The organism is Frondihabitans australicus, assembly GCF_003634555.1.
GTDB lineage: Bacteria > Actinomycetota > Actinomycetes > Actinomycetales > Microbacteriaceae > Frondihabitans > Frondihabitans australicus.
In genome coordinates, this window is record NZ_RBKS01000001.1 from 300,495 (window position 1) to 323,704 (window position 23,210).

At 70.7% G+C, this 23,210-nt stretch carries 21 protein-coding genes; 14 read left to right on the plus strand and 7 right to left on the minus strand.

The window, feature by feature from the left end; translation table 11 throughout:
* The first annotated feature begins 157 nt into the window (after positions 1 to 157).
* Both C8E83_RS01370 and C8E83_RS01375 read left to right on the plus strand, forming a co-directional pair.
* Positions 158 to 1,306, plus strand: coding sequence for a DUF6177 family protein (locus C8E83_RS01370; protein ID WP_121368082.1), 1,149 nt, complete (start codon positions 158 to 160; stop codon positions 1,304 to 1,306).
* Positions 1,307 to 1,310: 4 nt separating this feature from the next.
* Positions 1,311 to 1,655 carry a hypothetical protein gene (locus tag C8E83_RS01375; protein WP_121368083.1) on the plus strand — a complete coding sequence of 115 codons (345 nt, stop codon included), beginning with the start codon at positions 1,311 to 1,313 and terminating at the stop codon, positions 1,653 to 1,655.
* A 146-nt stretch (positions 1,656 to 1,801) separates the two neighbouring features.
* Here C8E83_RS01375 and C8E83_RS01380 read toward each other — a convergent pair whose 3' ends face one another.
* From C8E83_RS01380 to C8E83_RS01400, 5 genes are all read right to left on the minus strand, one after another.
* Entirely contained in the window at positions 1,802 to 2,557 is a 756-nt protein-coding gene (locus C8E83_RS01380; protein ID WP_121368084.1) for a succinate dehydrogenase iron-sulfur subunit, read from the minus strand.
* A gap of 1 nt (position 2,558) precedes the next feature.
* Complete coding sequence (sdhA, locus tag C8E83_RS01385) at positions 2,559 to 4,373, minus strand: succinate dehydrogenase flavoprotein subunit (protein ID WP_245981334.1); 1,815 nt, start codon at positions 4,371 to 4,373, stop codon at positions 2,559 to 2,561.
* 33 nt (positions 4,374 to 4,406) lie between these two features.
* Complete coding sequence (locus C8E83_RS01390; RefSeq protein WP_121368085.1) at positions 4,407 to 4,865, minus strand: succinate dehydrogenase hydrophobic membrane anchor subunit; 459 nt, start codon at positions 4,863 to 4,865, stop codon at positions 4,407 to 4,409.
* Positions 4,866 to 4,867: 2 nt separating this feature from the next.
* Positions 4,868 to 5,239, minus strand: coding sequence for a succinate dehydrogenase, cytochrome b556 subunit (sdhC, locus tag C8E83_RS01395; protein ID WP_211331744.1), 372 nt, complete (start codon positions 5,237 to 5,239; stop codon positions 4,868 to 4,870).
* 159 nt (positions 5,240 to 5,398) lie between these two features.
* A complete protein-coding gene (locus C8E83_RS01400; protein ID WP_121368087.1) occupies positions 5,399 to 6,580 on the minus strand; it encodes a glycosyltransferase family 4 protein in 1,182 nt (393 codons plus the stop codon).
* A 113-nt stretch (positions 6,581 to 6,693) separates the two neighbouring features.
* Here C8E83_RS01400 and C8E83_RS01405 point away from each other — a divergent pair, with 113 nt between their 5' ends.
* From C8E83_RS01405 to C8E83_RS01455, 11 genes are all read left to right on the plus strand, one after another.
* On the plus strand, positions 6,694 to 7,815 hold the full coding sequence (locus C8E83_RS01405; RefSeq protein ID WP_121368088.1) for a mannose-1-phosphate guanylyltransferase: 1,122 nt from the start codon (positions 6,694 to 6,696) through the stop codon (positions 7,813 to 7,815).
* A 2-nt stretch (positions 7,816 to 7,817) separates the two neighbouring features.
* Positions 7,818 to 9,461, plus strand: a complete 1,644-nt coding sequence (locus tag C8E83_RS01410; RefSeq protein ID WP_121368089.1) for an ABC1 kinase family protein — start codon at positions 7,818 to 7,820, stop codon at positions 9,459 to 9,461.
* Positions 9,462 to 9,572: 111 nt separating this feature from the next.
* A complete protein-coding gene (locus C8E83_RS01415; RefSeq protein WP_121368090.1) occupies positions 9,573 to 10,652 on the plus strand; it encodes a BMP family lipoprotein in 1,080 nt (359 codons plus the stop codon).
* Positions 10,653 to 10,752: 100 nt separating this feature from the next.
* Positions 10,753 to 12,294, plus strand: coding sequence for an ABC transporter ATP-binding protein (locus C8E83_RS01420; protein ID WP_121368091.1), 1,542 nt, complete (start codon positions 10,753 to 10,755; stop codon positions 12,292 to 12,294).
* Positions 12,291 to 13,574, plus strand: coding sequence for an ABC transporter permease (locus tag C8E83_RS01425; RefSeq protein WP_121368092.1), 1,284 nt, complete (start codon positions 12,291 to 12,293; stop codon positions 13,572 to 13,574). Before C8E83_RS01420 ends, C8E83_RS01425 begins: the two co-directional genes overlap by 4 nt.
* Positions 13,571 to 14,860, plus strand: coding sequence for an ABC transporter permease (locus C8E83_RS01430; RefSeq protein ID WP_121368093.1), 1,290 nt, complete (start codon positions 13,571 to 13,573; stop codon positions 14,858 to 14,860). Before C8E83_RS01425 ends, C8E83_RS01430 begins: the two co-directional genes overlap by 4 nt.
* Positions 14,861 to 14,868: 8 nt before the next feature.
* Positions 14,869 to 15,312 (plus strand): cytidine deaminase, encoded by a 444-nt coding sequence (locus tag C8E83_RS01435; RefSeq protein WP_121368094.1) that lies wholly within the window; start codon positions 14,869 to 14,871, stop codon positions 15,310 to 15,312.
* Positions 15,309 to 16,598 carry a thymidine phosphorylase gene (locus tag C8E83_RS01440; RefSeq protein WP_121368095.1) on the plus strand — a complete coding sequence of 430 codons (1,290 nt, stop codon included), beginning with the start codon at positions 15,309 to 15,311 and terminating at the stop codon, positions 16,596 to 16,598. Before C8E83_RS01435 ends, C8E83_RS01440 begins: the two co-directional genes overlap by 4 nt.
* Positions 16,599 to 16,675: 77 nt before the next feature.
* Positions 16,676 to 17,815, plus strand: a complete 1,140-nt coding sequence (locus C8E83_RS01445; protein WP_121368096.1) for an adenosine deaminase — start codon at positions 16,676 to 16,678, stop codon at positions 17,813 to 17,815.
* A gap of 1 nt (position 17,816) precedes the next feature.
* Positions 17,817 to 18,266 carry a PTS sugar transporter subunit IIA gene (locus tag C8E83_RS01450; RefSeq protein WP_121368097.1) on the plus strand — a complete coding sequence of 150 codons (450 nt, stop codon included), beginning with the start codon at positions 17,817 to 17,819 and terminating at the stop codon, positions 18,264 to 18,266.
* Complete coding sequence (locus C8E83_RS01455; protein ID WP_121368098.1) at positions 18,266 to 18,538, plus strand: PTS sugar transporter subunit IIB; 273 nt, start codon at positions 18,266 to 18,268, stop codon at positions 18,536 to 18,538. The genes C8E83_RS01450 and C8E83_RS01455 overlap by 1 nt, the downstream gene beginning before the upstream one ends.
* 376 nt (positions 18,539 to 18,914) lie before the next feature.
* Here C8E83_RS01455 and C8E83_RS01460 read toward each other — a convergent pair whose 3' ends face one another.
* Both C8E83_RS01460 and C8E83_RS01465 read right to left on the minus strand, forming a co-directional pair.
* Entirely contained in the window at positions 18,915 to 20,735 is a 1,821-nt protein-coding gene (locus C8E83_RS01460; protein ID WP_121368099.1) for a phospho-sugar mutase, read from the minus strand.
* A gap of 23 nt (positions 20,736 to 20,758) precedes the next feature.
* A complete protein-coding gene (locus tag C8E83_RS01465; RefSeq protein ID WP_121371673.1) occupies positions 20,759 to 21,604 on the minus strand; it encodes a purine-nucleoside phosphorylase in 846 nt (281 codons plus the stop codon).
* A gap of 109 nt (positions 21,605 to 21,713) precedes the next feature.
* On the opposite strand from C8E83_RS01465, the gene C8E83_RS01470 reads away from it, so the two are divergent.
* Complete coding sequence (locus C8E83_RS01470; protein WP_121368100.1) at positions 21,714 to 23,150, plus strand: NAD(P)H-quinone dehydrogenase; 1,437 nt, start codon at positions 21,714 to 21,716, stop codon at positions 23,148 to 23,150.
* Positions 23,151 to 23,210 lie beyond the last annotated feature (60 nt).

Genomic DNA, 23,210 nt, shown 5'->3' on the forward strand with positions numbered 1-23,210 from the left:
GAGGTGCGGACGCCCCGGCTGTCGGGCCCGAGGCTTGATGCGAGCCTACAGATCCGCTGGGAATCCGGGCACGGCACTGCGCACGGCGACGCCGCCGGGTCTCGATCGGGTCGCAGGATCCGGCCCCTCGTCCACCCGACGAGAGTTCAATGGCGGCGTGGGCACCCCGATTCGCCATCCGCTGATCGACGCCATCACCGAGCGCGTCGCCCTGGTCGAGAGCCGGGCACAGGTGGTGCGTCTCAGCGCGCCGCTGGTGGATCTGCTGGCGCGTCCGCTCGCGGCTGGCCGCACCCTCGTGCTCCTGACGCCCGAGACGTCGCGGCTGACGATCGGCCTGCGCTCGGCCCTGGTCGCGGCCAAGGCCCGCTGGATGGTCACGACGGCGGGCGGCTTCCGCGACGGGCTCTCGGGGCTCGAGCACACGAGCCTCGACGAGGCCGTGGCCGCGGCGCACGTCGTGCCGGTCGACTCCGACGAGGACGACCCGGACGGCGCCGACGGCTCCAGCGGCCCCCGCCGCTCGGGCGGCGAGACGGGGTCGTCGACGCAGTTGAGCGTGGACGTGACGATCCTGCATCGGGGCGACAACGACACCCTCCTCGGCGGTGCGCTCGAGGCCCTCACCGAGGCGATCGGCGGCTACCGTCCGGTGGCCTGGGGGTCGTCGGAGCCTCTGGAGCGGCCGTGGGACCGCTGGGTGCTCACACAGGACGCCCGCCATCGCGCGCCGGAGCCGACGCGCATCATGGTCGAGGGCGAGCACGTCTCGGCCGCGGTGACGGCGCGCGTGACCGCTCGAGGCATCGAGGAGACCGTGGCGCTCACCGCCGACGTGCCGGGCGGCCCTGCGGGGCTCGACGCGGCCATCGACCGGCTCCGGGCGGTGCTCGCCGAGCTGACACGGACCTCCCTTCCCACGTTCGCCCTCGTCCTGGCGCGCGAGGGCGAAGCCGACAGGAGCTTCCGTCCCGTCACCTACCCGCCGCCGAACCCGGTGGCGCTGCTCATCGGCGCCCCGTCGGTGCGGCGACTCGACCTCCACGCGCAGACGTTCGCGCCCGAGCAGAGCATCGACGTCGTCGGGCGGCACGACCTGCCGGCGTTCCTGCTGCCGCTGGGGAGCGCCGAGGAGTCGGGCTGGGACGCCCTCCACGACGCCCTCGACTCAGTCGGAGGGGAGCGGCTCACGACGCTCGTCGAGGAGCCCCTCCTCGCCGTGTGGGACGACGACCTTCACGGCGACGTCGACTGGCACGGGGCGCCGCATCCGCACGACTTCCCGACCACCGAACCGGAGGGGTGACCCGGTGCCCCGCGAGATCACGATCCTGTCCAGCGCCCCGCACGACCTCTACGCGGTCGCCGACGCGGCCGAGGGAATCGGAAGCGCCGACTCGGTGCGGCAGATCGAAGGGGGAGCAGGAGTGCAGGTCGTCGATCGTTCGGGGCGAGACCTGCTCACGGTGTACGCGCCCCGGCTCCTGTCGACCCCCGGAGAGGTCGAGCGGCTGCTTCCCGCCGCGCCCGAGGTTTCACTGCCCACGTACTGGTGCGACGCGTTCGCGCCGCTCGACGACGACGGCGAGGCCGGCGTGTCGATCGCGCTGCGGTTGGCGTTGGCGCTGGGGGCTGTCTGCGTGGTGGAGGACTGAAAGGTCACGTCTACGACGCGGCGATCCCACAGCCTGGTTGCTCGGCGCGAAGGTGCGATCCGCGCCTGCGTGTTACTCGGGGGCTGCCACTGTGCTGGCTGGGTCGGCTCCGCCTCCAGTCAAGGCTGCTGTGATGAGAGGGCGGCCTACGGTCGACCTCTCAGCACAGCGGCTTTGACCTCCGCGATTGCTTGCGTCACCTGAATGCCACGAGGGCAGGCGTCGGTGCAGTTGAAGGTCGTCCGGCAGCGCCACACGCCCTCCTTGTCGTTGAGGATGTCGAGACGCACCTTCGCCTCCTCGTCGCGCGAGTCGAAGATGAAGCGGTGCGCGTTCACGATCGCGGCCGGGCCGAAGTACTGGCCGTCGGTCCAGAACACGGGGCACGACGACGTGCACGCGGCGCAGAGGATGCACTTGGTGGTGTCGTCGAAGCGCGCACGCTCGGCGACGGACTGCAGGCGCTCCTTCTCGGGCTTCGACGAGGCCTGCAGGAACGGCTGGATCTCGCGGTAGGACGCGAAGAACGGGTCCATGTCGACGACCAGGTCTTTCTCGAGGGGCAGGCCCTTGATCGCCTCGACGGTGATCGGCTTCGAGATGTCGAGGTCTTTCATCAGCGTCTTGCAGGCGAGCCGGTTGCGGCCGTTGATGCGCATCGCGTCGGACCCGCAGACGCCGTGGGCGCAGGAGCGGCGGAACGTGAGCGAGCCGTCCTGCTCCCACTTGATCTGGTGCAGCGCGTCGAGCACACGGTCGGTCGGCAGGAGCTCGACGGAGAACTCCTCCCAGTGGGGCTCGGAGTCGACATCGGGATCGAAGCGGCGGATCGAGAGCGTCGCGGTGAACTTCTGGATGGGAGCGTCTGCGGCAGGCGCTTTGTCCATGACGGCGTTGCTCATCTCAGTACTTCCGTTCCATCGGCTGGTAGTTCGTGATGACGACCGGCTTCGTCGAGAGCTTGATGTGGTCTCCTGCGTCGGCGGAGTGCGCGTCTCCCGTGAGGTACGCCATCGTGTGCACGAGCCAGTTCTCGTCGTCGCGCTTGGGGAAGTCCTCGCGGAAGTGGCCGCCGCGGCTCTCGGTGCGCGAGCGCGCCGAGTAGACGACGACCTCGGCGAGGTCGAGCAGGAAGCCCAGCTCGATCGCCTCGAGGAGGTCGGTGTTGAAGCGCTTCCCCTTGTCCTGCACCGAGATGTTGAGGTAGCGCTCGCGCAGCTCCTGGATCTTCTCGGTGACGGCGTTCAGGGTCTCCTCGGTGCGGAACACCTGGGCGTTCTCGTCCATGGAGTCCTGGAGCTCCTTGCGGAGCACGGCGATGCGCTCGGTGCCGGTGGCGCCGCGCACCTGCTCGACGAGACCGCGGACGAACGCGGCCGGGTCGTCGGGGATCGGCACGAAGTCGGCCGTCTTGACGTACTCGACGGCGTTGTTGCCGGCGCGCTTGCCGAAGACGTTGATGTCGAGCAGCGAGTTCGTGCCCAGACGGTTCGAGCCGTGCACGCTCACGCAGGCGCACTCGCCGGCGGCGTAGAGACCCGGCACGGGCGTGTCGTTGTCCTGGAGCACCTCGGCCTTGACGTTGGTGGGGATGCCGCCCATCGCGTAGTGCGCGGTCGGCAGGATCGGCACCGGCTCCGTGTAGGGCTCCACACCCAGGTACGTCCTGGCGAACTCCGTGATGTCGGGCAGCTTGGCGTCGATGACCTCGGGCGACAGGTGCGTGATGTCGAGGTAGACGTAGTCCTTGTTCGGGCCCGCGCCGCGACCCTCGCGGATCTCGGTGCGGATGCATCGCGCGACGATGTCGCGGGGCGCCAGGTCTTTGATGGTCGGCGCGTAGCGCTCCATGAAGCGCTCGCCCTCGCTGTTGCGGAGGATCGCGCCCTCGCCGCGGGCGGCCTCGGAGAGGAGGATGCCCAGGCCCGCGAGGCCGGTCGGGTGGAACTGGAAGAACTCCATGTCTTCGAGCGGGAGGCCCTTGCGCCACACGATGCCGACGCCGTCGCCGGTGAGGGTGTGGGCGTTCGAGGTCGTCTTGTAGATCTTGCCGAAGCCGCCGGTCGCGAAGATCACGGCCTTGCCCTGGAACACGTGCAGCTCGCCGGTCGCGAGCTCGTAGGCGACGACGCCCGCGGGGCGCTTCTGGCCGTCGACCTCGCCCATGATGAGGTCGAGCACGTAGAACTCGTTGAAGAAGTTGATGCCGAACTTCACGCAGTTCTGGTACAGCGTCTGCAGGATCATGTGGCCGGTGCGGTCGGCCGCGTAGCAGGCGCGACGCACGGGGTTCTTGCCGTGCTCGGCGGTGTGGCCGCCGAAGCGGCGCTGGTCGATCTTGCCCTCGGGCGTGCGGTTGAACGGCAGGCCCATGTTCTCGAGGTCGATGACGGCGTCGATGGCCTCTTTCGCGAGGATCTCCGCGGCGTCCTGGTCGACGAGGTAGTCGCCGCCCTTGACGGTGTCGAAGGTGTGCCACTCCCAGTTGTCGTCTTCGACGTTGGCGAGGGCGGCGGCCATCCCGCCCTGGGCCGCGCCGGTGTGCGAGCGCGTGGGGTAGAGCTTCGAGATCACCGCGGTCGACGCGTTCGGGCCGGCTTCGATGGCGGCGCGCATTCCGGCGCCGCCGGCGCCGACGATGACGATGTCGTGCTGGTGGTAGTGGACGCCGTCGATGGTCTTCACCGGGGCGAGGGAGGAGTCGGGGATGTCAGACACGAGTGCTTTCCGATGCGTTGCGAGACGAGGGCGTTAGGGCGCGGGGCAGAACGACGGCAGCTGCGACTGCAGCGCGCCGGACGGGCACGGGTTGAACGTCCAGACCACGAGCGTGCCGAGCAGGATCAGCACAGCGCTCGAGACGAGGAGGGCGATCAGCATGATGCGGCGCAGCGTGTGGTTCGACACGTAGTCGTTCACGATGGTGCGCATGCCGTTCGACCCGTGGATCAGGGCGAGCCAGAGCATCAGGGTGTCCCAGATGCGCCAGAACGGGCTCGCCCACTTGCCGGCGACGAAGGCGAAGTCGATGGCCTTGACTCCGCCCTGGTCGGCGATGAGGTTGGTGAACAGGTGGCCGAAGATGAGCACGATCAGCAGCACGCCGCTGCCGCGCATGTAGAGCCAGCCCCACTTCTCCCAGTTGGTGCCGCGCTTCGGCGCGCGCTGGGAGCGAGGAGCCTCGATACCCGAGAAGGTCTCTGTGGTCATGATCAGAACTCCGAGATGATGACGCCGATCTGGCGCGGGAGGAAGCCGGCGAGCAGGACGACCCAGAGGCCGATGACGATCCAGAACAGCAGCCGCTGGTGCTTCGCGCCGCCCGACCAGAAGTCGATGGCGATGATCCGGAGGCCGTTGAAGGCGTGGAAGGCGATCGCCGCGACGAGCACGGCCTCGCCGATGCCCATGATCGGCTGCTTGTAGGTGTCGATCACCGCGTTGTAGGCGCGGGGGCTGACCCGGAGGAGCGCGGAGTCGAGGATGTGCACCAGCAGGAAGAAGTAGATCGAGACGCCGGTGATGCGGTGCAGGACCCACGACCACATGCCCTCGGTGCCGCGATACAGGGTGCCCTGGATCATGCCGCTGGGTCGCGGCTCGGGGATGTTCGGTGCTGCTGCAGAGCCCGGTAGGACCCCTGTCGTCTGCTCGGCCATGAGCAACCCTCCATGCGGTTCGGGTGCGTTCTCAGAACGTCACCATCCTAGGCAACCACTCAGGTTCGCGCCGCAGAGGGGACCCTAACTCGGGCCGGTTTGTCTCGACGACGAGAGATTCGCCGGCTCCTGCGACCTGCGGGTGGCCGCGGTGCCGACGACCGACTGGTAGTGGCCGATCAGCTCGTCGCCGAGGTGCTCCCACGTGCGGCCCAGGATCGCGCGACGGCCTGCCTCGCCGAAGCGCGCCCGCTGCTCCGCGTTCGACACGAGGGAGAGGACCGCGCGGCGGTAGGCGTGGTCGTGGCGCGGGTCGACGAGGAAGCCGTCCTCGCCGTGGCGGACCAGGTCGACCGGGCCGCCGACGTTCGGCGCGACGACGGGGAGCCCCGCCGCGTGCGCCTCCTGGATGGTCTGGCCGAAGGTCTCGGTGGTGCCGGTGTGCACGAAGACGTCGAGGGCGGCGTAGGCCGTCGCGAGCTCCTCGCCGCGCAGCGACCCGAGGAAGGTCGGCTCGAGGTGCGCGAGCTTGCGGGCGAGGGCGGGCCTCGCGGGGCCGTCGCCGACGAGCACGAGGCGCATTCCCGGGATCCTGCGGAGGGATGCCAGCCGGTGCACCTCCTTCTCCGGCGCCAGGCGGCCCACGTAGCCGACGATCACCTCGTCGTCGGCGGCGAGATGGGCGCGCAGGAGCCGCGTGCCCGGGTCCGCCCGCCGGTTCGGGTGGTAGAGCGCCGAGTCGACCCCGCGGCCCCAGTGCGCCAGACGCTCGATGCCCCGCACCTCGAGGTCGTGGCGAGACGCCTCCGAGGGCACGAGGGTCAGCGTGGCGTTCTGGTGGATGCGCTTGAGGACGCTCCAGGCGAGCCTGGCCGCCGGGCGGCCGAGGCCGTTGCGGCCGGCGTACTTGGCCATGTCGGTCTGGAAGACGGCCACGCTCGGGATGTCGAAGCGCTGCGCGGCGGTCACAGCCTGGGCGCCCAGGATGAACGGGCTCGCCGCGTGCAGGACGTCCGGTGCGAAGCCCGCGATCAGCCCGGACAGGTGCGGGCCCGGGATGCCGACCGGGAACTGGCGGTAGGCGACGGACGGCATCCGGTGGATCGGGAAGCCGGCGAACTCGGTCGGACCCTTCGCGGTGCCCTCGGGGGCGATGACCATCGCCTCGTGCCCCCGGTCGCGGAGGTGCTCGAGCACCCGGCAGACGCTGGTGGTCACCCCGTTCACGGTCGGCAGAAAGCTCTCGGTCACGATTGCTACGCGCATGTGCGATCCCTCGGGTAGCCCACGATGCGACGGTACGTCGGCTGTGTGACGCCCCGGTGGACCCCGTGTGACCTCTCGGCGAACCTGCTGTGGCCGCCCTATAGGGTGTCCGCATGACCACTTCCCGAGAGAGCCTCGACCGGTTCTACAGCATCATCCCGGCCGGCGGAATCGGCTCGCGCCTGTGGCCGCTGAGCCGGGCGGACGCCCCCAAGTTCCTGCATGACCTCACCGGATCGGGCTCGACCCTCCTCCGCGGCACCTGGGACCGCCTCGCCCCGATCAACGGCGAGCAGCGGATCATGGTGGTCACCGGCCGGTCGCACCGCGCCGCCGTCGAGGAGCAGCTCCCGCAGCTCGCCGACCACAACGTCGTGCTCGAGTCCGAGCCCAAGGACTCCACCGCCGCCATCGGCCTCGCCGCGGCGATCCTGGCGAAGCGCGAGCCCGACGTCATCATCGGCTCGTTCGCGGCCGACCACGTCATCGCCGACCAGCGCGGCTTCGAGCGCGCCGTCGCCGAGGCCATCGGCGCGGCTGACGCCGGCTACATCGCCACGATCGGCATCACGCCGACCGAGCCGGCCATCGGCTTCGGCTACATCCACTGCGGCGGCTCCCTCGACATCGCGGACGCCCCGCACGCCAAGTCGGTCACCTCCTTCGTCGAGAAGCCCGAGCTCGAGACGGCCGAGGCCTACCTCGCCGACGGCAACTACCTCTGGAACGGCGGCATGTTCATCTCGCGCGCCGACGTGCTGCTGAAGCAGCTCGGCGAGACGCGCCCCGAGCTCCTGGCCGGGCTGCAGGAGCTCGCGGACGCCTGGGACACCTCCGCCCGCGGCGCCGTGGTCGACCGGGTGTGGCCGAACCTCGAGAAGATCGCGATCGACTACACCGTCGCCGAGCCCGCCGCCGCCCAGGGCCGCCTCGCGGTGATCCCCGGCGACTTCGACTGGGACGACGTGGGCGACTTCGCGTCCATCGCGAAGCTCCACTCGAAGGGCCGCGCCTCCGACCTGGCGATCCTCGGCGAGAACGCGCGCGTGCTCGCCGACTCGTCGTCCGGCATCGTGGTCAGTCAGGGCGAGCGCCTCATCTCGCTCATCGGCGTGAGCGACATCGTCGTCGTCGACACCCCCGACGCCCTCCTCGTGACGACGTCGGCGAACGCTCAGCGCGTGAAGAGCGTCGTCGACGCGCTGAAGCTCTCCGGCCGGAGCGACGTCCTCTAGCCATGGTCTCGCGGGGGCGCCGGTTCGCCCAGGTCGTCGGCATCGCCCGTCGTCACGGCCTTCTGCCGGTCGGGCGACTCGACCTGACCTCGGATCCTGCGACCCGCCTCGTCCGCGAGGCGCAGGCGGACCACCTGCGCCAGGCCCTCGAGGAGGCCGGCGGCGCGTTCGTCAAGCTCGGGCAGCTGTTCTCGACCCGGTCGGACATGCTGCCCGACGAGTACACCCGCGCCCTCTCGCGCCTGCAGCAGAGCGTCACGCCGGCGCCGTGGGGCGACGTGAAGGCGCTGCTGGAGGCCGAGTACGGCTCGCCGCTCGACGAGGTCTTCGCCTCGTTCGACGAGGTGCCGATCGCCGCGGCGTCTCTGGGGCAGGTGCATCGCGCGATCCTGCGGGACACCCGCGAGCCGGTCGCCGTGAAGGTGCAGCGCCCGGGCATCGAGGACGTCGTGCGGCGAGACGTCGACATCGCTCTGCGGTTCGCGAGCCTGATGACTCGCGTCTCGGCGAACGCCCGCTCGATCGGTCTGGACGAGGTCGCGAAGCAGTACACCGGCGACCTGCTGCGGCAGCTCGACTTCGACCTCGAGCGCCGCAACCTCCAGGCTCTGCGCGCGATCCAGCGGCGTGAGCCCGACCGCCACCCGCTGACGCTGCCCGAACCCCACCGCGACCTCTCGACGAGGCGCGTCTTCGTCATGGAGTTCGTCGAGGGAGAGACCCTCGCCACCTGGATCGAGCGGCACCGCCACTCGACCGACGGCCTCACGGAGGCGATGCGGCTCGTGCTGCACTCGTTCCTCGGGCAGATGGTGATCGACGGGCTCTACCACGCCGATCTTCACCCGGGGAACATCATCCTGATGCCCGACGGCTCGCCCGCGCTGGTCGACTTCGGGTCGGTCGGCCGACTCGACAACGAGCTGAAGGGCACGGTGCAGGAGCTTCTCGTCGCCTACCTGCAGTCCGACACCCAGCGCATCTCGGACGGCCTGCTGACCCTGGCGGCCGTGCCCGACGGCCTCGACGAGCGGGCGTTCCGCCGCGACGTGAGCGTCTTCGTCACCTACGATCTCGGGCCGGGCGCCGCGGTCGACGTCGACACGGTCGATCGGCTGGTCGAGGTGCTGCAGAAGTACCGGCTGACGATCCCGGCCGAGTTCGTCGCGGCCGCACGGGCTCTCGCGATCCTGGAGGGCACCCTGCGCTCCACCGTGCCCGACTTCGACCTGCTCGAGGAGTCGCGCGAGTTCGCTCGGGAGCAGATCCGCGACCAGGTGTCGCTCGGCAACCTGGGCAGGGTGATCTCGGGCGAGGTGATCGCCATGATGCCCGGCGTGCGGCGACTGCCCAGGCGGGTCGACAGGATCGGGGAGGCCCTCGAGACCGGGCGCCTCTCGGTCAACCTGCGCCTGCTCGCGGATCGGCGCGACCGCCGCACGTTGGCGACCTTCCTCCGCCAGACCCTCGCCACGATCACGGCCATCGTCTGCGGCGTGCTGGCGATCGTCTACCTCACGCAGCCTGCGCCGGCCTCGCCGGGAGTCCTCGTGCCGGCGGTGGCGGGCGGAATCCTGGGCGGCATCTCGATCGTCCTGTTCGCAATCGTGGCGATTTCGTTCGTCGTGGGCCGTCGGCGCGACTGATTCCTGCGTCGTTTCGATATCGGTGTCAAAACGGCGTCGAGTTGTCGATTACTCTCATGCGATGAGCCGTGCGGCAGATGCACGGTCGATCACAGTTTCGAGAGGATCAGCGTGACTATCTCTGTGCGCAAAGCCGCCCTCGCCGGTATCGCCATGGTCGGGGCCACCGTGCTCCTGGCCGGCTGTGGCTCGGCTCCGTCCGCTTCGAAGACGACGAGCGCGTCTTCGAAGTACCTGCCCTGCATGGTGTCGGACTCCGGCGGCTTCAACGACAAGTCGTTCAACGAGCTGGGCCTCGACGGCCTGAAGGAGGCCGCGTCCGGCCTCGGCACGAGCTACAAGGCGGTCGAGTCGGCCGACCAGACGGTGTACTCGTCGAACATCACCAGCCTCCTGAACCAGAAGTGCAACCTGATCATCACGGTCGGCTACCTCCTGTCGGACGCCACGAAGACCGCGGCGAAGGCGAACCCCAAGACGGACTTCGCCACCATCGACGACAACGAGATCGACGCCGCCAACGTGCGCCCGATCACGTTCGAGACCGACGAGGCCGCATTCCTCGGCGGCTACGCCGCGGCCAGCTACTCGAAGACCGGCGTCGTCGGCACCCTCGGCGGCCAGCAGATCCCGACCGTCACGATCTTCATGGACGGCTTTGCCGACGGCGTCGCCTACTACAACCAGCAGAAGCACAAGAACGTGAAGCTGGTCGGCTGGAACGAGAAGACGCAGAAGGGCGTCTTCACCGGCGGATTCGAGGCCGGCACCGCCGCCAAGCAGGCCGCTCAGACCCTCCTCGACCAGGACGCCGACGTCATCATGCCCGTCGGCGGCCCGATCTACCAGAGCGCGGCTCAGGCGATCAAGGACTCGAAGAAGGGCCAGGTGCTGATCGGCGTCGACTCCGACACCTACCAGACCGACCCGCAGAACGCGTCGCTCTTCCTCACCAGCGTCGAGAAGGGCATCGCGCCCGCGACGAAGGCCGTGGTCGAGGACGCCGCCAAGGGGAACTTCACGAAGACCCCGTACATCGGCACCCTGAAGAACGACGGCGTCGGCCTCGCCCCGTTCCACGACTACAAGGACAAGATCTCGTCCACGCTCCCCGCCGAGCTGAACACGATCAAGGCCGGCATCATCGACGGCTCGATCAAGGTCGAGTCGCCGGCGGCGCTCACCAAGTAGCACCACCCGTGGCCCGGGGCGACGCGCGCGCGTCGCCCCGGGCCTGGGGCCTGTCCTCGCCGGTGCGTGCCGCGCCGGCTTCTCTTCCAGAAGGCACCCGATGAAGCTCGAACTCCAGGGCATCACCAAGCGCTTCGGCGCACTCACCGCCAACGACCACATCGACCTCACCGCCGAGCCGGGCGAGATCCACGCCCTCCTCGGCGAGAACGGCGCCGGCAAGTCGACGCTGATGAACGTCCTCTACGGCCTCTACCAGGCCGACGAGGGGCGGATCCTGCTCGACGACGTGCCGCAGCACTTCGCCGGCCCCGGCGACGCGATGAACGCCGGCATCGGCATGGTCCACCAGCACTTCATGCTCGTCCCGGTGTTCACCGTCGCCGAGAACGTCATGCTCGGCCACGAGGAGACCACCTTCGGCGGTCGCCTCGACCTGCCGGGAGCCCGCGCGAAGGTGCGCGAGATCTCCCGCCGCTTCGGGTTCGACGTCGACCCCGACGCGATCGTCGAGGAGCTGCCCGTCGGCGTGCAGCAGCGCGTCGAGATCATCAAGGCGCTCTCCCGCGAGGCGAAGGTCCTGATCTTCGACGAGCCCACAGCCGTGCTCACGCCGCAGGAGACCGACGAGCTCATGGCGATCATGCGCCAGCTGCGCGACGCCGGCACCGCCATCGTCTTCATCACCCACAAGCTCCGCGAGGTCCGCGAGGTCGCCGACCGCATCACCGTGATCCGCCTCGGCAAGGTCGTCGGCGAGGCGGAGCCGACCGCGTCCAACGCCGAGCTGGCGTCGCTCATGGTCGGCCGCTCGGTCGAGCTCACCGTGCAGAAGGAGCCCGCGACGCCGGGCGAGACCGCGCTCGTCGTCGACGGCCTCCGGGTCATCGACGCGATCGGGCAGGTCGTCGTCGACGACGTGTCGTTCGAGCTGCATCGCGGCGAGATCCTGGCGATCGCGGGCGTGCAGGGCAACGGGCAGACCGAGCTGACCGAGGCGATCCTGGGCCTGCAGGATCGAGTCGAGGGTCGCATCCTGCTCGACGGCCGGGAGATCCAGGGGCAGAGCGTCCGCCGCGTGCTCGATGCCGGGGTCGGCTTCGTGCCCGAGGACCGCACCGAGGACGGCCTCGTCGGCGAGTTCACCATCGCCGAGAACCTCATGCTCGACCGCTCGTACCGCTCGCCGTTCGTGCGCCGCGGGTGGCTCAAGCTCGTCGACCTGGCGCAGTTCGCCGCCGACAAGGTGAAGGAGTTCGACATCAGGAGCCAGGGGATCACCACCCCGGTCGGCCGCCTGTCGGGCGGAAACCAGCAGAAGGTCGTGCTCGCCCGCGAGCTGTCGCGCGACCTGCGCCTGTTCGTCGCGGCCCAGCCCACGCGCGGCATCGACGTCGGCTCGATCGAGTTCGTGCACAAGCGGATCGTCGCCACACGCGACGAGGGCGTGCCCGTCATCGTCGTCTCGACCGAGCTCGACGAGGTCACCGCCCTGGCCGACCGCATCGCCGTGATGTACCGCGGCGCGATCGTCGGCATCGTGCCCGCCGACACGCCGCGTGACGTGCTCGGCCTGATGATGGCCGGCGAGACGCCCGACGCGCCCGACTCCGAGAACCACCAGAAGGAGCAGCTCGCATGAGCGAGGTCCAGCCCACGCCGTCGCGCGACGAGCGCAGCCGCACGATCCTGCGCGACATCGTCTCGTCGAACGCCATGATCTCGGTGCTGGCCGTCGTGCTCGCGCTCGTGATCTCCGGAATCCTGATCGCCGCGACCGACCCGACCGTCGAGAAGACCTCCGGCTACTTCTTCGCCCGGCCCGGCGACACCTTCCAGGCCATCTGGTCGTCGGTCTCGATCGCCTACTCGTCGATCTTCCAGGGCGCCGTCATCGACTTCCAGGCGTCGACGTTCGCTGGCGCGATCTCGCCGCTGTTCGACACGCTGAACTTCGCCATGCCGCTGATCGTGGCCGGCCTCGGCGTCGCCCTGTCGTTCCGCGCGGGCATGTTCAACATCGGCGGCCAGGGCCAGATCCTCGCCGGAGCCGCAGCGGCCGGCTGGGTGGGCTTCTCCTTCCACCTGCCCCTCGCGATCCACCTGCCGCTCGCCGTCATCGCCGGCATCGTCGGCGGGGCGTTCTGGGGCTTCCTCGTCGGATTCATCAAGGCCCGCACCGGCGCGCACGAGGTGATCCTCACGATCATGCTCAACTACGTCGCGTTCTACCTCATCTCGTTCATGCTCCGCACCCCCGGGCTCCTCCAGGCGAAGGGCACGACGAACCCGCAGTCCCCGGCGACGCTGCCCTCGGCGGTGCTGCCGCCGCTGCTGGGGTCGCAGTTCGCCGTCAACGTCGGCTTCCTGATCGTCATCGCCGCGACGTTCTTCTGCTCCTGGCTGCTGAACCGCTCGTCGCTCGGCTTCCGCTTCCGCGCGGTCGGCGAGAACCCGCACGCCTCCCGCACCGCGGGCATGTCGGTCAAGGGCGTCTACGTCTGGGCGATGGTGCTCTCGGGCGCCCTCGTCGGCATCGCCGGGGCCACGCAGGTGCTCGGCACGCTGACGACCGGCTTCTCGTCGGGCATCGACGCGGGCATCGGCTTCGACGCCATCACCGTGGCGCTGCTCGGCCGCTCGCGCCCGTGGGGCGTCTTCGGCGCGGGCCTCCTCTTCGGCGCCCTCAAGGCCGGCGGCTACGCCATGCAGGCCGCGAACGGCGTGCCGATCGACATCGTGCTCGTCGTGCAGTCGCTCATCGTGCTGTTCGTCGCGGCGCCCCCGCTGGTCCGCACGATCTTCCGGCTCAGGGCACCAGGAGCAGGCGGAGGCCCCTCGACCACCGCCAAGCCGCCCCGCAGGCTCCGCCGCGCCGCGGCGGAGTCGTCGACCGCGCAGACCGTGGAGGCCGCCCAGTGAGCACCCTGACCCCCGACGTCGCCGTCCCGGCGAGCGAGACCCCCGGGCTCTCGGTCGAGCGGACCCGGTCGTGGAAGGCGCCCATCGCGTTGGCCGTCTTCACGATCCTGGCGCTGCTGCTCGTCACGGCCGCGCACCGCGGCGGCCACTCGACCTTCCGCCTCGCGTCGAGCACCGACTTCGTCAAGCTGCCGAACGCCGTGCTGCCCACCGCGGGCACCGGCGTCGTGCTGACGATCGTGCTCGCCGTCATCACGCTGCTGGCGGCTGCGCAGGTCGCCCGCTGGCAGAAGGTGCCGCTGTGGCTCCTGGCGGTCTTCGGCGTGCTGTTCTTCGTGGCGTTCCTGACCTGGGCGGGATCCGACAACTCGATCCTCGTGCCGGGCCTGTTGATCGGATCGCTCGGCCTGTCGACCCCGCTCATCTTCGGCGCCCTCGGCGGCGTCATCTCCGAGCGCGTCGGCGTCGTCAACGTGGCCATTGAAGGGCAGCTGCTCGGCGGCGCGTTCGTCTCGGCCGTCGTCGCCAGCGTCACCGGCTCGCTCTGGGTGGGCCTCGTCTCGGCGCTCGTCGCCGGTGCCGTGGTCTCGATGGTGCTCGCGGTGTTCAGCATCCGCTACCTCGTCGACCAGGTGATCGTCGGCGTCGTCCTCAACGTGCTGGTCACCGGCCTCACGAGCTTCCTCTACGGCGAGGTGCTGACGAACTCGCCCGGCCTGAACAAGGGCCTGCGCTTCTCGGCCTGGGACATCCCCGGCCTCTCGCGCATCCCGCTCATCGGACCGCTGCTGTTCCAGCAGAACGTCGTCGTCTACCTGATGTACATCGCGATCGCCGCGGTCTTCATCGGACTGTTCCGCACCCGCTGGGGCCTCCGCCTCCGCGCGGTCGGCGAGCACCCGCAGGCGGCCGACACCGTGGGCATCAAGGTGAACGCGACGCGCTTCTGGAACGTCTCGCTGGCCGGCGCGATCGCAGGGCTCGGCGGCGCGTTCTTCACGCTCGGCGACCTGGGCGAGTTCCAGAAGGAGATGACGGCAGGAGCCGGCTACATCGCCCTCGCCGCAGTGATCTTCGGCCGCTGGGACCCCATCAGGGCCACCCTCGCCGCGCTCCTGTTCGGGTTCGCCTCCAACCTGCAGAACGTGCTCAGCGTCGTCGGATCGCCGGTGCCGAGCGAGTTCATGCTGATGCTGCCGTATGTCGTCACGATCCTCGCCGTGGCCGGCCTCGTCGGCCAGTCGCGGGGGCCGGCGGCCTCGGGCAAGCCGTACATCAAGTCGTAGGAGCCCCCATGCCGCACCACACCCCGCCCGCCGGAGTCGACGTCGACTGGGACGCCCTGCGCCAGACCGCGATCGCCGCCATGAGCCGCGCCTACGTGCCGTACTCGAAGTTCCCGGTCGGGGCTGCCGCGATCACGCTCGACGGGCGCGTCGTCTCCGGCTGCAACATCGAGAACGCCTCCTACGGCCTCACGCTCTGCGCCGAGTGCTCGCTCGTGACCGACCTCGTGATGGGCGGCGGCGGGCTCCTGGCCGCGTTCGCCTGCGTCGACGGCAACGGCGACGTGCTCATGCCGTGCGGCCGGTGCCGCCAGCTGCTGTACGAGCACTCGGCGGAGGGCATGATCCTCGACACCGTGTCGGGGTTCAAGACGATCGACGAGGTGATCCCGGACGCGTTCGGGCCGCGCCAGCTCGACGCGTACCGCGCATCGCAGGGCGGCGCGTCGTGAGCGCCGTCGAGCCGTTCGACGCCGTCGACCTGATCCGCGTCAAGCGCGGGGGAGGGGCGCTCTCGACCGAGCAGATCGACTGGCTCGTCGACGCGTACACGCGCGGCTACGTCGAGGACGCCCAGATGTCGGCGATGACGATGGCGATCTTCCTCAACGGCATGGAGCGCAGCGAGATCCGCGACCTCACACTGGCCATGATCGCCTCGGGGTCGACGATGTCGTTCGACTCGCTCGGCAAGCCCACCGTCGACAAGCACTCCACCGGCGGCGTCGGCGACAAGATCACCCTGCCGCTCGCGCCCCTGGTGTCGTCGTTCGGCGTCGCCGTGCCGCAGCTCTCCGGGCGCGGACTCGGGCACACCGGAGGCACGCTCGACAAGCTCGAGTCCATCCCGGGCTGGCAGGCGTCGATCTCGAACGAGAGGCTGTTCGAGATCCTGCGCGACTCCGGAGCCGTCGTCTGCGCGGCGGGAAGCGGCCTCGCACCCGCCGACGCGAAGCTCTACGCCCTGCGCGACACCACGGGCACCGTGGAGGCGATCCCGCTCATCGCGTCGTCGATCATGTCGAAGAAGATCGCCGAGGGCACCGCCGCGCTCGTGCTCGACGTGAAGTTCGGCTCCGGCGCGTTCATCCAGGACCTCGAGCAGTCGCGCCTTCTGGCCCGCACGATGGTCGACCTCGGCCGCGACGCCGGGGTCGCCACCACGGCTCTCGTCACGGACATGAGCGAGCCGCTCGGCCACACGATCGGCAACGCGCTCGAGGTCCGCGAGGCCGTCGAGGTGCTCGAGGGCGGCGGGCCCGCCGACGTGCGCTCGCTCACCGTGGCGCTGGCGCGCGAGATGCTCGCGCTCGCCGGGCAGCCCGACGCCGACGTCGAGGCGGCCCTCGACGACGGCCGCGCCCTCGACTCGTGGCGACGCATGATCACGGCCCAGGGCGGCGACCCCTCCGCCCCGCTGCCGGTCGCGCGCGAGACCCACGTCGTCACCGCGTCGTCGTCGGGCTACCTCGTGCGCCAGGACGCCCTGCCCTTCGGCGTCGCCGCCTGGCGGCTCGGCGCGGGGCGAGCCAGGAAGCAGGATCCCGTCATGGCTTCGGCCGGCCTCGAACTCCACGCCAAGCCGGGCGACCGCGTCGTCGAGGGGCAGCCCCTCTTCACGCTCCACACCGACGAGCCGTCGCGATTCGCGCGGGCGCTCGAGGCCGTCGAGGGTTCGTGGGAGATCGGCTCGGCTGCTCCTGCGCCCCGAACCCTCGTCGTGGACCGCCTCTCGTAGCGAACCTCCAGCCGCCGCTCGCGCGGCTTGTGGCCGTCGTTCAGATTCCTGGCGTCGGCCGCTAGTACGGTTGACCCATGAGCGCGCCGGATCAGGAGTACCGCTTGCCTGACGGTGGCCCGAGCATCGCCGCCCTGCCGAAGGTGTCGCTGCACGACCACCTAGACGGAGGCCTGCGCCCCTCGACGATCCTCGAGCTCGCCGACGAGGCCGGCATCGCCCTCCCCGCCTCCGACGCCACCGGGCTCACCGAGTGGTTCGCCTCGGCCGTGGCCGGCGCCTCTCTCGTCGACTACCTCAAGCGCTTCGACGTCACCAACGCCGTGATGCAGACGGCGCCGGCGCTCCGCCGCGTCGCCCACGAGTTCGTGCTCGACCTCGCCGCCGACGGCGTGATCCACGGCGAGGTGCGCTGGGGGCCGAGCCTCCACACCCGCGGCGGGCTCTCGCTCGACGAGGCGGTGGAGGCCGTGCAGGCGGGTTTCGACGACGCGACGCGCGACCTGGCCGAGCGCGGTCACCACGTAGGCGTGGGCCAGATCCTGTGCGCCCTCCGCAACGAGAGCCCCGTGGCCTCGCTCGAGATCGCCCAGCTCGCTCTCCGGCACCGTGTGGGCGAAGGGTCGGGGGGAGTCCTCGGCTTCGACATCGCCGGCCCCGAGGCGGGTTTCCCGCCCGCGGCGCATCGCGAGGCGTTCGACCTGCTGCAGGCCGAGTTCCTGCCCGTGACCGTGCACGCCGGCGAGGCGGACGGCCTCACGAGCATCCGCGGCGCGCTCATCGACGGGCACGCGCTGCGTCTCGGGCACGGGGTAAGGATCGCCGACGACATCAGCATCCTGCGCGACACCGGCGACGCCACCACGGTCGGGCTCGGGCCCATCGCCACCTGGGTGCGCGACCGCGAGATCGCCCTCGAGCTCTCGCCGACGTCGAACCTGCAGACCGGAGCCTTCGCCTCGCGCGGCGACGACTTCGACGACCACCCGTTCGACCTGCTCTACCAGCTCGGGTTCCGCGTGACGGTCAACACCGACAACCGGCTGATGAGCGCGACCAGCCTCAGCCGCGAGCTGGCGCTGCTCGCGCAGGCGTTCGATTACGGTCTCGACGACTTCGAGCGGTTCCAGCAGAACGCGGCAGCGAGCGCGTTCCTGCCGCTCGAGGAGCGCGACGCCCTCGCCGACCGCATCGCCCTCGGGTTCGCGGAGGCATGAGATGACCCTGCCCCCGATCCCCGACGACGCCATCGTGCTCGGCGCGACCGCGTCGACCTGGCAGGAGGCCGTCCGCACCGCGGGCTCGGCCCTCGTGCGCAGCGGTGCTGCGCGCCCCGGCTACTCCGACGCCATGGTGCGCATGATCGACGAGCACGGCCCGTACGTCGTGATCGCCCCGGGCCTCGCCCTCGCCCACGCCCGCCCCGACGACCAGGTGCTCGCCACCGGTCTCGCCGTCGTCACGCTCGCTACGCCCGTCGAGTTCGGGCACCCGCACAACGACCCCGTGCGGGTCGTGCTGGGCCTCGCCGTCGACTCGGTCGGCGGCCACCTCGAATCCATCGCCGACCTCGCCAACGTGTTCAACGACACGAGCGTGATCGTCGTCCTCGCCGACGCGGCCAGCCCCGACGAGGTGCGGTCGCTCATGGGGGTGTCGTCTCTCTGATGAAGATCGTGACCATCTGCGGCGCCGGGATCGGCTCCAGCGGCATTCTCAAGGTCAACGCCGAGCGCGTCCTGCAGCGGCTCGACATCGAGGCCGACGTGGTCGCCGCCGACATCGGGTCGGTGCGTGCGGTCGCTGAAGACGCGCAGGTGATCCTCACGTCAGCCGAGTTCGTCGATGCGATCGGGCCGACGTTCGCCGACGTCATCGTGATCGTCAACCACTTCGACCAGCAGGAGCTCGCCGAGAAGCTCGAGCGCGCCCTGGGTTAGGGCGGCTGTGCGCGTCCGCCGGGCGCGCCGTGTATCGCGTCGCGACGTTCGGGAGGAAGTCCGGCGCGTGCGGGAGGAACCTCGGCCGCACGACGGACCTTCCGGGAGGAAGTCCGGCGCGTGCGGGAGGATTTTGGCCATTTCTGGGCGCGTCGGGAGGAGTTCGCCGCGACTGTCGCTCGGTCGGGAGGATCGCTTGGCCGGATCTCCTCCCGAAAGAATCCCGCCGCCGTTGACTTTTCCTCCGCCACGCGCGCAAGGGCATTGGTTGTCCTCCCGAAGCGCCGAAGTCCTCCGGGGCGGACTCCGTAAGGCCGAAGACGTCGACCGGGGCGGCTGACACGCGGCCGCCGACCGTGCCATGGCGGACGCGGGGCTACCGGAGGAGGGCGCGGACACCGGCCTCGAGGTCTCGCAGGGCGGCGTCGGCCGTGCTCCTGCGGGCGGACGCGTCGCCCGTGGTGCTCCAGGTGTCGACGTAGACCTTGAGCTTGGGCTCGGTTCCGCTCGGGCGCACTATGACGCGCGCGCCGTCGCCGGACGCGTCGCCCGCGCCCGACCCCGCCCCGGCGCCGTCGCCCTCGCTCGGCCGGCCGTGCAACGCGAGGCGCAGCCGCAGGATGTCGGACGGCGGCAGCCCGTCGACCCCGCGCGAGAAGTCGTCGACGCCGACGACGGGGTGCCCGGCGATGTCGGTCGGCGGTGCCTCGCGGAGAGCCGCGGTGAGGGCGCTGATCCGCGAGAGGTCGGTCACCCGCAGGGACACCTGCGTGGACGCGTAGGCGCCGAACCGCTCGTCGAACGCGGCGAGCCGGTCGGCGATCGTGTGGCCGTCGAGCCGGAGCTCGGTCGCGAGCGCGAGGAAGTCGAGGGCGGCGGAGATCCCGTCTTTGTCGCGGACCTTCGCCGGGTCGACGAGGTAGCCGAGGGCCTCCTCGTAGCCGTAGGCGAGGTCGTCGACGCGCGATACCCACTTGAAGCCGGTGAGCGTCTCGGCGTAAGGGAGGTCGTAGGTGCGTGCCACGGCGGCCAGCGCCGGCGACGAGACGACGCTCGCGGCCAGCGCGCCGCGCCTGCCCGACGCCCGGAGCCGCTCGGCCGCCCGCCAGCCGAGCAGGGCGCCGACCTCGTTGCCGGTGAGCCGGCGCCAGGATGAGGACGATTCGCCCCCGGCGCGTCCGCCGCCCGGGATCGCGACCGCCAGCCGATCGGCGTCGGGGTCGTTCGCCAGGATCAGGTCGGCCTCGACGCGGTCGGCCGCGGCGTACGAGAGGTCCATCGCCCCGTCTTCCTCGGGGTTCGGGAACGCCACGGTCGGGAACGCCGCGTCGGGCACCGCCTGCTCGGGCACCGGGATCGGCTCGGCGAAGCCGGCCGTCGCGAACACGCGGCGCGCGACCTCCCACCCGACACCGTGCAGGGCCGTGTAGACGACCCTGGGCTGTCGTGAGCCCGCGGACCCGGCCGTGCCGGCGATCGCCGCCGTCGCACGGACGTACTCGCCGACGAGGTCGTCGCCTGCCGTCTCGTAGTCGCCGGACCGCGGCAGCGCCGACAGCGGCGACGACGCCACCCGCTCGATGTGCGCCGCGATCTCGGCGTCGGCCGGAGCGATGATCTGGCTGCCCTGGTCGTCACCGCCGAGGTAGACCTTGTAGCCGTTGTCGCGAGGAGGGTTGTGGCTGGCGGTCACCATCACGCCCGCGTCGGCGTCGAGATGCCGCACGGCGAAGGCGAGCACGGGTGTCGGAAGGGCCCGCGGCAGGATGACCGCCCGCACGCCGGCCCCGGCCATGATCTCGGCGGTGTCGCGGGCGAAGACGTCGCTGTTCGTGCGCCCGTCGTACCCGATGACCACCGAGGGCGCAGGATCCGACACCCGCCCGACCTTCTCGAGCACGTAGGCGGCGAGCCCGCCCGCGGCCTGGCCGACGAGCACCCGGTTCATGCGTCGGGGCCCGGCCCCGACCTCGCCCCGGAGGCCGGCGGTGCCGAAGGCGAGGCGGCCGTCGAAGCGCTCGGCGAGCTCGGCCGCCGCAGGAGAATCTGCAGGAGAAGAGTCGGCCGCCTCGATCAGCCGCGTGAGCTCGTCGCGCGTCACGTGGTCGGGGTCCTGGTCGCGCCAGGCGAGGGCCCGCGCCAAGAGATCGGCGTCGAGGTGCCCCGCATCTCGGAACGTCCCCGCATCGCCGGGCATCCCGGAAGCGGCACCGGCGCCGCTCACAGCGCCTCCACCACGCGCGCGAGGAGGTCGCCGATGACCGCCTCGGCGTCGCGCCCCGCCTGCAGCACCTCGGCGTGACTGAGCGGCGACGCGGAGATGCCCGCGGCGAGGTTCGTGATCAGCGAGAAGCCGAGCACCTCCATGCCGGCCTGCCTCGCGGCGATCGCCTCGAGTGCCGTGGACATGCCGACGATGTGGCCGCCGACGGCCTTCGCCATCTGCACTTCGGCCGGGGTCTCGTACTGGGGGCCGCGGAACTGCACATAGACGCCCTCGTCGAGCGACGGGTCGATCGACCGCGCGATGTCGCGCAGGCGTCGGCTGTAGAGATCGGTGAGGTCGATGAACGTCGCGCCCTCGAGCGGAGAGTCGGCCGTGAGGTTGATGTGGTCGCTGATGAGGACGGGCGTGCCCGGCTTCCAAGTCTCGCGGATGCCGCCGGCGCCGTTCGTGAGCACCATCGTCGTGGCGCCCGCCGCGGCCGCGGTCCGGACGCTGTGGACGACGCGCCGGACGCCCTTGCCCTCGTAGTAGTGCGTGCGCGCGCCGATGACGAGCGCGTGCCGGCCGTCGGGCAGGCGGATGCTCCGGAGCGAGCCGGTGTGGCCCGCCACGCCCGAGGCGCTGAACCCGGTCACCTGTGACGCGGGGATCTCGGCGACGGTCTCGCCGAGGAGGTCGGCCGCGCGGCCCCAGCCGCTGCCGAGGGTGAGCGCGACGTCGTGCCGGTCGACGCCCGTGGCCGCAGCGATCTCGGCAGCGGCCGTGCGGGCTACGTCGAACGGGTCGGCGGCGGGATCGTCCAGCGTGCCGGCGGGGCCGGAGGTGGTGCTCGAAGACATGCCCTCCACCCTAGACGGGCGAGGGTCGGGGATCGGAGTTGTCCACAGCCGTGCGGCGGTCCGGTGCTCCTGCGCCCTGGTCGTCACGCCGGGGAACCATAATGGCCCCATGAGCTACGAGTTCGAGCGGAAGCAGCGCCTGGCCATTCTGGGCGGCGGGCCCGGCGGATTCGAGGCGGCCCTGAGCGGCGCGCAGCTCGGCGCCGACGTCACGCTCGTCGAGCGCGTGGGCGTCGGCGGGTCGGCGGTCATCACCGACGTGGTGCCGTCGAAGACGCTCATCGCGGTGGCCGAGGCGACGAACGCGATCGGCGAGGCGGCCGACCTGGGCGTGCAGTTCTACACGAAGGGCGAGGCCGGACGACCCGTGCGCCCGCAGATCGCGGTGAACCTGCAGGCGGTCAACGAGCGGCTCCTGCGGCTGGCGCGGCAGCAGTCGGAAGACATGCGGGCGGCGCTGATCAGGGCGGGCGTCCGCATCATCCAAGGGGAGGGGCGCCTCGACGGCCCCGGCCGCATCGTCGTCTCGACCGGCACGGGCAAGGGCGGCATGGACTTCGACGAGGTCGAGGCCGACACCGTCGTCGTCAGCGTCGGGGCGAGGCCCCGCGAGCTCGAGAGCGCGAAGCCCGACGGCGAGCGGATCCTGACCTGGACCCAGCTCTACAGCCTTCCCACCGTGCCCGACCACCTCATCGTCGTCGGCTCGGGCGTCACCGGTGCCGAGTTCGCCAGCGCCTACACGGCGCTCGGGTCGAAGGTCACTCTCATCTCGAGCCGCGACCAGGTGCTGCCCGGCGAGGACGCCGACGCCGCCCGGGTCATCGAGGACGTCTTCACCCGCAACGGCATGACCGTGCTCGAGAAGTCGCGCGCCGAATCGGTCGAGCGCGACGGCGACGGCGTCGTGGCGATCCTCACCGACGGGCGCAGGATCACGGGAAGCCACTGCCTGATGGCGGTCGGCTCGATCCCGAACACCTCCGGCATCGGCCTGGAGGAGGCCGGCGTGCAGCTGACCGACTCGGGCCACATCCGCGTCAATCGCGTCGCGCGCACCTCGGTGCCGAACGTCTACGCCGCGGGCGACTGCTCGGAGTTCCTGCCGCTCGCCTCGGTCGCCTCGATGCAGGGCCGCACCGCCGTCTTCCACGCCATGGGCGACGCCGTGACCCCGATCGAGTTGCGCAACGTCACGTCGAACATCTTCACGCAGCCCGAGATCGCGACCGTCGGCTGGACCCAGAAGCAGATCGAAGACGGCATCGCCCAGGGCGAGATCTACAAGCTGCCGCTGGCGTCGAACCCGCGCGCGAAGATGATGGGGATCCGCGACGGCTTCGTGAAGATCTTCGCGCGCACCGGCTCCGGCACGGTCATCGGCGGCGTCATCGTCGCCCCGAAGGCCTCCGAGCTGGTGTTCCCGCTCGCGCTCGCCGTCGAGCACCGCCTCACCGTCGACCAGGTGGCGCGCGCGTTCACGGTCTACCCGTCGCTGTCGGGCAGCATCGCCGACGCCGCCCGGGCCATGCACATCGTCAACTGAGCGTTCGCTCACCCCTCCTCCCCAGCCGCAGGATCCGGCGGCCTGCCTCCACAGACCCGC